Source organism: Bacillus sp. LLTC93 (assembly GCF_002993125.1).
Classification (GTDB): domain Bacteria; phylum Bacillota; class Bacilli; order Bacillales; family Bacillaceae; genus Bacillus; species Bacillus zhangzhouensis.
This window is the reverse complement of the sequence record NZ_PVME01000004.1, coordinates 201,557-212,382: the sequence shown is the minus strand read 5'-3', so window position 1 is coordinate 212,382 and position 10,826 is coordinate 201,557. Positions and strand designations below refer to the sequence as shown.

1 protein-coding gene is annotated in these 10,826 nt (G+C 45.3%); it reads right to left on the bottom strand.

The annotated features are described in order from the left end of the window. Positions 1–13: 13 nt before the first annotated feature. Entirely contained in the window at positions 14–10,720 is a 10,707-nt protein-coding gene (locus C6W18_RS14810) for a non-ribosomal peptide synthetase (protein WP_105928043.1), read from the bottom strand. Positions 10,721–10,826 lie beyond the last annotated feature (106 nt).

Here is a 10,826-nt window from a genome sequence, read left to right as displayed (position 1 = left end):
CCTCTTCGTTTGCTTAAAATATATCCATTAGCTTTTCAAGTTCATCCATCGTGAGATCATCATCCCCTACATCACTAGGTGTGATCTGGGTCTCATCCTGAGATACACAATGAGAGATCAGAGCCTTCACATTCTTTTCTAGGAGATCCTTGAACTGTTCCATCGTATGTTCTTCAAATTCAAGGTGATGATATGAAATCGTCACATGGAGCATGCTTTGTTCAACAAAACCAACAATATCTAGCGCATGAGGTTTCTCTGATTCAAGACTAAGCGATTGACCTGCATGCCATGCGGATCGATTCAGTTCACCGCCGCCGATCTGTTCGTCAAACTGGCCAAGGTAGTTAAAGCTGATGTCCGGTGTGACATCAAAGGCGATATCCCCCTTCATTTTGTCAGGTGTTAAATATTTTAAAATGCCATAACCGATCCCTTTGTTCGGAATGTGCCTGAGTTCCTCTTTTAAATGCTTGATTTGATAAGAAAGATCGTCTGCATGCGACATATCCAGTAACACAGGATACATGCTTGTAAACCAGCCAATAGTCCGCGACACATTGACCGCCGGAAGGATTTCTTCTCTTCCGTGCCCTTCCAGGTGAATAAAGTGTCTGTCATCACCTGTCCACTCTTTCATTGATAACCCTAATGCTGTCAGCAAAATATCGTTTATATCTGTGTGATAGGCCTCGTGTACACCCGTCAGGAGGCTGTGCGTTTCCTCTTCAGACAATGTAAATCGAATTGTCTGCGTATGAAGCATTCGTTGATCCTCCGTGACATGATCCTTCTGAAGCGGCGTGACTGAATGTGCAAGGAGCTTTTTCCAATAGGCTCTTTCCGCTAGCAGGTCATCTGACACAGCGTATTCTGTCAGCTTCTGGGCATATTCTTGGAAGGAATGAGTTTTTTCAGGAAGTGTAAGGACCTCCCCGCGCTTCGACTGTTCATAAAGAGCCATGAAGTCTTCAAGGAAAATACGCCATGACACACCATCGATGACAAGGTGGTGTACGGCGAGCAATAGGTGATCTCCCTGCTCCGTTCGGAAAATAGCAGGTTTCACTAATGGTCCCTCTGTTAAAGAAATACTCGCCTGCACTTCATTTGCCAGCTTTTCTACCTGCTGCATTTGTTGCGTGAGCTCTCCTTGTACTTCAATCAAATCAACTGTCACAACGTTTTCCTCGACTCCACGATGACGCTGGATGATGCGTCCTTCTTCCAATGGATAAACCATTCGCAAGGCATCATGATGGATCATCAGCTGCTCCAACACTTGCTTGACGATTGCTTCATTCAAACCATTTGGCGCATGAAGCATAACGGATTGATTCCAATGATGCTGGCTGCTAAAGTTTCGCTCAAAGAACCAGCGCTGAATTGGCGTTAAAATGGCTTCCCCTTCGACTGGTGACTGGTCGGCTTTCATTTGATCAGCTTCTTCAATATATGGGCGGAGCTCGGCAATCGTTGGATACTGAAATAGCAGCTTCATATCAAGCTTCCAGCCCGCTTGCGTGAGCCTGCTTGCCATTTGGATGCCTTTAATGGAATCTCCACCTAGGAAAAAGAAGTGATCGTGAATGCCTACCTGACTCACGCCGAGCACGTCTGCCCAAATGTCGCAAAGAAGGGCTTCGATTTCATCTCTTGGCGCTTCGTATGCTGTTTGATTCGCCTCTATATCGGGAGCTGGCAATGCTTTGAGATCGACTTTGCCGTTTGCCGTCATCGGAAATTGATCGAGATGGATAATCCATGATGGCACCATATAGTCTGGTAATGTTCGTTTTAGACTTTCTTTCAGGGCTGTCCTTTCTTCATCGGTGATGACATATGCGACAAGCGAATCTTGTTCGCTCGTATCTTTGACTGTTGTTACAACTGCCTCTTTGACTGCATCCAGCGCAAGGAGCTGGGCTTCAATTTCCGATAGCTCTATACGGAAGCCGCGAATGTTGACCTGATGGTCTTTTCTACCGAGGTAGATCAGCTCGCCATCCTCTGTCCATTTCACCAAATCTCCTGTGCGATACATACGCTCGCCTGGATAAAATGGGTCTGGGACAAATCGTTTGTCCGTCTCCGCCGGGAGATTCCAGTAGCCTCTGGCCAGTCCTTTCCCCGCAATGACGAGCTCACCCGGTACACCTGGCGGCGAGAAGTCATATAACGAACCCAAAATGTAAAAACGGGTATTGGCAATCGCTGTTCCGATAGGAAGCGTGCCTTGATATGGATCGATGATACCGCTTGTTGCCACGACCGTATTTTCAGTCGGGCCGTAGTTATTCACTAGTTTGTATCGAACCGGCTTCACCTGTTTCAGCTTGTCTCCACCTGTCAGTAAGTAGCGCAGAGAGTGATTGTCCATCGACATAAACTGCTCACATAGCTGGGTCGGTAGGAAAGCAATGGTGATGCCTTTTTCATTGAAATACGTATTGAGCTTGATCATATTGAGGCGAATTGCTTCGTCGATGATGTGCAGCTCTGCGCCGGCAATCCACGTTGGGAACATCTCCCAAATGGAGGCATCAAAGCCAAAGCCGGCATATTTGGCGGTTCGATCTTCATTCGTCACCTGGAAGGCATCATTATGCCAGAAAGCAAGATTCACAAGTGACTGGTGCTCGACCATGACACCCTTCGGCTGTCCAGTCGTTCCGGATGTGTAAATCATATATGCGAGATCAGTTGGTTTGACATCAACCTGAACGTCTTGTGCTTTTCCTTCTGCGGCATCTTCTATAAACAGAACATGACCTGTGAAAGAAGGTGGTGCATTGAGTCCTTTTTGGATAAGAAGCATCTCTGCCCCGCAGTCTTCAAGCATGAACGCAATGCGCTGCGCAGGATAATCGGCATCAATCGGGACGAATGCCGCACCAGCCTTGAGGACGCCAAGGACGGCGGCCGTCATGTGAAGGGATGGGCGGGTGAGAATGCCCACTCGATCTCCTGGTTTTGTGCCGAGAGAGATGAGTTTCTGAGCGACTCCATTCGCCCTATTGTTCAGCTCTTCATACGTCCAGCTTGTTCCGCAGAAGGTCGCCGCTTTTTGATGAGGTGCTTTGTGCGTTTGAGCCTCAATCAGTGCATGAACAGTTTGATCTGCGGGAACGTCAAGGTTAGGCCCTGACCATTCGCTGAGCAATTCTCGCTGCTCTTGCGGTGATAATAATTGCATTTGATCTAACGATTGATCTGGCGCTGACACCATTTGTTCAATCAGATAAAGGAAATACTCCTTCCACTTCTCAATTGACGACTGATGAAAGATAGAAGAATTAAAATCAAACACAAGCTCAATCTGATCAGCAGATTCGTTTCCAGTTAAGGTCAAATCAAATTTAGCGATATTCTCTTCATATGGTTGCGGAACAATGTGAAGTCCAGCCATCGACAAGTCACGGATATCCGCATTTTCCATTGAGAACACCACATCAAAGATTGGATGACGGCTTGTGTCTCGAACCGTTTGCACTTGGTCCACCAATTCTTCAAACGGATACAGTTGATGTTCGTTTGCCTCTAACACGAGCTGATGAACATTTATCGCAAATTCAGCAAATGTCTGATGTCCTGCTGGCTTCGTTCTAAGTGCCAGCGTATTCACAAACATGCCGATCACAGATTGAATATCAGGATGGGTTCTGCCCACAATCGGAGAACCGATCATGATATCTTCTTGTCTCGAAAGCTTGCTTAAAAGGGTACTGTAGCAAGCTAGCAGGACTGTATAAGTCGTACTGTTGAGTGACCTGACCAACTCATCAAATTGTGCTTTAAGCGGACCATCGATCGTGAATGCGATGCGACCTCCTGCGAATGTCTGTACTTTTGGCCTTGGCAGGTCTTCAGGCAATGCCAGTACAGGCAGTTCTCCGTGTAATTGCTCCAGCCAAAATGCCTCTTCTTCATCCTTTTGTGCAACGGATTCCTCACTTTTTGACCAAACCGCATAATCCTTGTATTGAACAGGTAAGTCCTCTAGTTTGTCTCCTCGATACAAGATCGAAAGCTCATCAATTAAAATACCGACAGACGCTCCATCTGAAATGATGTGGTGCATATCAATCAGTAAATAATGAACATTTACCGCAACAGACACAAGACCCACTCTGAGTAGAGGTGCTCTTCCTAAATCAAACGGACGGATAAAATCATTCATCAATTCTTGAATATCTCGACCGTTCCCTTCGATTCTTTCAATATCCAAAAAGACATTTTCTTCAATTCGCTGAACAGGTTCATCCTGAACAAAATCAAAGCTCGTTCGGAAAGCCTCATGACGATGAACAAGCTGTTCAATGGCTTTTTCAAATCGTTTTTCATCAAATACGCCTTCAAGCTTTAAGACAGCTGGCATATGATAGCTTTGCTCAGCATTAGTCATTTTCTCCAGAACGTACAGTCTTTTCTGAGCAGACGTCACTGGATAATAGGCTGCCTCTTCCGCTTTCTCCACTCGCTTGATCTCCGTTTGATCCGCTTGATCAACCGCAAGGGCAAATGCCTCTAATGTTGGGGATTCAAATAAAGACTTCAAGGTGAGCTCCACCTGCATCTCTTCGTACAGCCTGTTCAGCATTTTCATGCCGCGCAGCGAATGGCCCCCGCACTCAAAGAAATGATCGTGCCTGCCGATTCGCGGCACTTCAAGTACTTCCTCCCAAATGTGTGCCAACGTACGCTCTGTCTCCGATTGAGGAAGGACGTATTCATTTGCTGCCTGCTCACTTAGATCAGGCGCCGGTAAAGCCCGTCTATCTACCTTGCCGTTACCCGTCAGCGGAAGCTCGTCTAATTGCATGAAGAATGCTGGTATCATATATACAGGTAATTCACGTCCTACTTGATCACGTAAATCAGCTAATGAGACAGAACCTTCTGCTGTGAAATACGCACATAATGTATCATTCGATGCTGCAATTACGACGGCTTCCTTCAGTTGCGGATGTCGCAGCAGCTGATGTTCAATTTCTCCAAGTTCAATTCGCTGTCCTCGAATCTTGACTTGATGATCGATCCGTCCAATGAATTCAATATCTCCATTTGACAGCCAACGTGCAAGATCACCCGTTTTATACATGTTCTCACCAGGGCGGAAATGATTCTCTACAAATTTTTCGCTTGTGAGTTCTGGCTGCCCATAATATCCTTTCACCAGTCCATCACCAGCAACACACAGCTCTCCTGCAACACCCGGCGGCTGCACATGACCAAATTCATCAACAATATAAACGGCTGTTTGGCTCACTGGCTTTCCGATTGGAATGGTTAACGCCTGATCATCGATGTAATCCACAGGATAATACGTGGTGAAAATCGTGCTTTCAGACGGTCCGTACATATGAACAAGCTTGTCCTCCCCAACCGTTTCAAGCGCTGACACGACATGAGGTACAGAAGCTCGCTCTCCGCCAAACAGAACTTTTCTTACATTCTTCAGGCTGTCTTTTTTCATATCAATGAGTAAGTGAAAAAGAGCTGTCGTGATCATTAAAATGCTCACTTTTTCTTTCTCGATCGCTCCAGAAAGCTTATTCATGTTTAAAATGGTGTCTTTTGGCAGAACAATGAGCTTTGCTCCGTTTAATAAAGAACCAAACACATCAAACATAAAGGCATCAAATACATAGTTTGAGAGGCTCATCACCGTGTCTTCATGATAAATGGTGAGATAATTCGATTGCTTCACCGTTCTCAAAATGTTCCGGTGTGTCACCATATTTCCTTTAGGCTTGCCAGTTGTACCAGATGTATAGGTCAAATTCGCCAAGTCCTCAGGTGAAATACGTGCATCTATATTGCTAGCTGATTGCTGATCAATAGCCTGATCTTCTGTTTCTATGATTGTTCCCTCAAAAGCAGTGAGCACCGAGCGATGACGCAGCACATAATGTGTCAGTAAAAATTGTGCATCGCTATCTGTCAAAAAGTGCTTTACGCGCTCATCAGGGAAATCGGGATCGATTGGTACATAGACACCGCCCGCCTTTAGTACAGCCAGAACAGACAACACCATCTCATTGGATCGTTCAAAGAATAAGGCCGCTTTCATTCCTTTTTCAAAACCATTTTCACGCAAATAATGAGCCAGCTGGTTCACTCGGTCATTCAGTTCTTGATAAGAAAGAACCACATCTTTACATTGCAATGCAGACTTTTGACCGTATTGCTGCACCTGTGCTTCAAACTGCGTCACAATGGTTTCATCTGCCGGATAAGGCGTAGGTAACGGGTTCCACATATTCAATTGAGCTTCCGCCTCTTGTTCAGACAGTAAACGATAGGAATGAATGGCTTCCTCCGGCGTTTTGACCATCTGTTCCAGAAGATAAACATAATGCTTGAGCATCTGCTCTGCTGTACTACGTTTAAATAATGCTGTACTGTAATCAAGAACGAAGGATAAACCATGACCCGACTCCATCGCTTGCAGTGTTAAATCAAATTTCGCAATGTGGAAATTGGTTTCTTCGACTTCGACTTGCATCTCTCCAATATACTGGGCTGTTGAATGATCCGGCGTCAGCGTAAAGACGGTATCGAACAACGGATGGCGGCTAAAATCTCTTTGCACATTCAGCTTTTCAAGCAACCTCTCAAATGGATATTGCTGATGCTCAAATGCCCGCATCGTCTTTTCCTTTACCTGCTCAATCAACTGCGCCATTGTTCTGTTCGGATCAACCTCTGACCGCAAAGCAAGCGTCTGGACAAACATGCCGATCATGTCATTCAGATCTGCATGCACACGTCCTGCTGTTGGTGTCCCGACCACAAATTCCTTTTGACCTGTGTATTTCGCAAGCAATGTATAGTAAGCAGAAAGCAGAACTGTATACAGTGTCGTGTGATGATTCGCTGCAAGCTCATGTAATTGATCTTTTAACGCTTCATCTATTTCTTTGATCACACGATCCCCTGCGAAGGATTGAACAGCTGGACGCTGATAATCTGTTAGCAGCTGTAAAGCAGGAATATCTCCCGAAAATTCTTGCAGCCAGAATGCCTCTTCTTTTTGAAAACCTTGGTGTTCTTGCCAAACAGCATAATCTTGATATTGAAGCTTAAGTGGCGCTTTCACCGATCCCTCATAAGCATCTGACAGCTCACGCAGCAGCAAATCGATCGAAAGACCATCCGAAATCAGGTGATGCATATCGAAAAAGAGCAGATGCTCCTGATCGTGTATTGACTGCAAGCCAATACGAAGAAGTGGTGCACACTCAAGATCAAAAGGTCTAACAAATTGCTGCATGTTCTCTTCCAGCGTGCCGCCTGTCAGCTGCTCCATTTGAAATGGCACTGATGGAGCTATCCGCTGACGAGGGACACCTTTGATTGTATGAAAAGAAGTGCGCAGCATATCATGACGTGTGATCAGTCTTTCAAAGGCTTCAGTCAGCTTTTCTCGTTGCAGTGTTCCTTTTAACCTCACAACAGCTGGCATATGATATGCGTTGCTCTGCTCCAATTGACTCACCATATAGACGCGCTGCTGTGGAGGTGACAATGGATAATCGGCTGCAATCGGTGCTTTCGGTATGACCATTTGAGCAGATTTTTCCGCTTGCTCAATATAGGCAGCCAATGCGGCAATCGTTTGCTGTTCAAATAAAACAGACAACGGCACCTCTACTTGAAAAGCTCGCTGAATATGTGTGAGTACTGTCATCGCTTTGAGCGAATGCCCGCCTTGATCGAAGAATGAATCATATACACCGATCTTCTCTTGATCAAGAACTTCTTCCCACAAGCGAACAAGCTTCGTTTCCACATCGTTTCTAGGCGCTACATAAACCGCACTGCCAGCCTTGTCCCCTTTTAATGCGGCGAGTGCACGCCGGTCGACTTTTCCGCTTACTGTGAGTGGAAATACATCGAGTTCTTTAAAATAGAGAGGCATCATGTAAGCAGGAAGCTGCTGTTTGATAGCAGCTTGCAGTGTGTCCACTGACACACCTTCTTGATGGACCTGGTAATAAGCGCTTAACTCCTTTTCACCATCCGCCTCATCAACCACAAGTACGATAGCCTGATCGACTCCCTCTACCTGCTCCATCACCGCTTCAATTTCGCCTGTTTCTATGCGGTAACCCCTTATTTTCACTTGATCATCCATTCTGCCAAGATAATCAATCGTGCCATCTGGAAGCCATCTGACTAAATCCCCTGTTCGATACATTCGATCATGTGGAGAAAACGGGTCTGCTGTAAATACCTGCTCCGTCAATTCAGGTTGATTCACATAGCCTCGTCCAACACCTATCCCCGCAATGCATAGCTCTCCAGCAGCCCCCTTCACCTGTAATTGATTATGTTCATTTAAAATATAAATACGGTGATGACCAAGTGGCTTTCCAATCGAGACATAACGCTGTTCGGATAGTTCCCGCAGTTCATTGAGATCTAGGCGATGAACCGCCGCATCCACACACGTCTCTGTCGGACCATACACATTCCATAGAGCAAAGTCAGGCTGACTCATACGAACAGCTTCGATCAGAGACTGCGCCGCTTTCGCAGGCAATGCTTCTCCTCCAATCAACATGTGAGTCAATGACAGCCCGCTCAAATCCGCTGCAAGTAAAAGCTGCACATGTGCCGGTGTTCCATCCACTGCTTCAATTTGATGTTTTTGATAATAAGCCGCTAACTGCACACCATTTCTCGTCGTTTCTCTTGGGACAATATGAAGCGTATGCCCAAATAAAAGGGCTGCAAAGATTTGTTTCACCGATGCATCAAAATGGAATGGTGCAAGAAGCGCCATTTGAAGCTCACTAGCCCCTTGATACATTTCATGATGCAAAGCATGGACCAAATGATGCAGCTGAAGATGCTCGATCATGACGCCCTTCGGCTTTCCCGTCGTACCCGATGTATAAATCATATAAGCCAAATCCTCGGGTGCTGTCTGATCTACGAGCTCAGGCAGCAAGCCATCATCTAATAAAATATGCTGCTGCACGATCATTTTCTCCGAGAGGACTGGGTACTGCTGAGCTAACAATTCCTCTGTTAACACAATGGAAGCACCTGAATCCTCCACAATAAATTGAATACGCTCCTCAGGTAATGCCGGATCAATCGGTACATACGCCCCGCCAGCCTTTAATATGCCGAAGATCGCCACCATGGCATCTACCGTTCGATCCATTAAAACAGCAACAGGTACATCACGCGAAATACCTTTCATTTGTAAAAATCGTGCAAGCTTTTCTGCCTTTTGAGACAGCTCACCATAAGTCAATGTTTCATTTTCCGCTACAACGGCAACCCGCTCTGCATACTTGTTTGCCGATTCATCAAATAACTGATGAACCGGTTTCGCTGCTGGTAGTTCAAACGATTCTCCCTCAGATAATTGCAGCAGCTCCTTTTGCTCACCTGCTGAAAGTAAAGGCAATGTCCCGATCAGCTGATCAGGCTGAGAAACCGCCGCTTCCAACAAGATCGTGAACCGATCAAACATCTTACTCATATCTTTTTCACTGAATAAATCTGTACGGTAATCCAAATCAATGGTCAATGTATCTGTATCCCAGCGGTCTTTCACATGAATCGAAATATCATTCATTCCGCTCCCACTAAAAATCGGTTCGGTAATAAAAGACAGATTCTCTTTTTTCTGCCACTGCATGACCTGATATTCTAAAGAAATATCAAAAAGGCGCCCTGTAAACCCTTCTCTTTCTCGCAAATCATTCATAAGCAGATTGTAAGGATACTTTTGGTGACGCAATATCTTCATTTGATCCGCCATGACCTGTTTCACAAAATCAAGAAAGGTTTGTGACCCATGAACAGATGCGCGCATTGGGATCGTGGAAACAAACATACCAATCATCTTTTTTTCTTTGGCATTCGTCCGGTTGCCCATAAAGGTTCCAAGGACCACGTCCTCCATGCCGCTAAATCGATGTAAATATATATAAACAGTGGACATAAACATAGAAAGCATACTGACTTTCTGTTCTTCACAAAAGACACGAAGCTTCTCCTTCAAAGAATCTGGAATATCCCCTGAAAATCGCTCCGCATGTAAACCTATCTCGTATCCCTTATGCGGTTTTAAAGAAGCGAAATCTGGAATATGATCAAATTGCCCGTTCCAAAAAGCTTGGTCTTTTTGAAAACGTTTAGAAGATTCATAGGCTTGCTCACTCATAATGTGATCAACGAAGGAAATCTCCTCAACTGGCGAAATGTCTCCCCCGTGCAGCATGTCATGGTATAAATCGATGATGCGATTTCCCATCAAGATAATAGAAATACCATCTGCCACAATATGATGCGCTTTACAGAACAGCCAGCACTCTTGATCACTGATTTGAAAGACCGTAAATTCAATCAAGGGGCTGTCAATCAACGGCATCGGCTCACGAATTTGCTCGTTCGCCCAAGCCCTCACATCCTCTTCACTCCAGCCTTTCACCAGGCGAATCGGCTGCTTCTCATATGGTTTGATATATTGAACAGGCTCCCCCTGTTCATTTCGATACACAAGCCTCAAACGAAGAGAGTCAGTTTGGCGAATGTACTCTTGAAGAACGTCAACGACCAAAGAGGGATTCAGACCTGATACCGATCTCAATCTGGCGAATCCACCCAAATTAGAAATACTTGTACCTGGATAAAATCTTTCCGTGTAGAATACTCTCTTTTGCGCATGTGTTAAGGGGTAATAAACTGTATTCATTCTTATCCTCCGCCTCTTCTATGTTTTCTCCACCAACATGAAACCTTGCACCCTCTATATCAAAAGAACCAAGTCTATTTCATTAAAATAGACGGAATAACGGAAA

Bases quoted from the DNA above. Each gene is read 5' to 3' on its own strand.
- C6W18_RS14810 (WP_105928043.1), bottom strand. From the start codon at position 10,720: ATGAATACAGTTTATTACCCCTTAACACATGCGCAAAAGAGAGTATTC.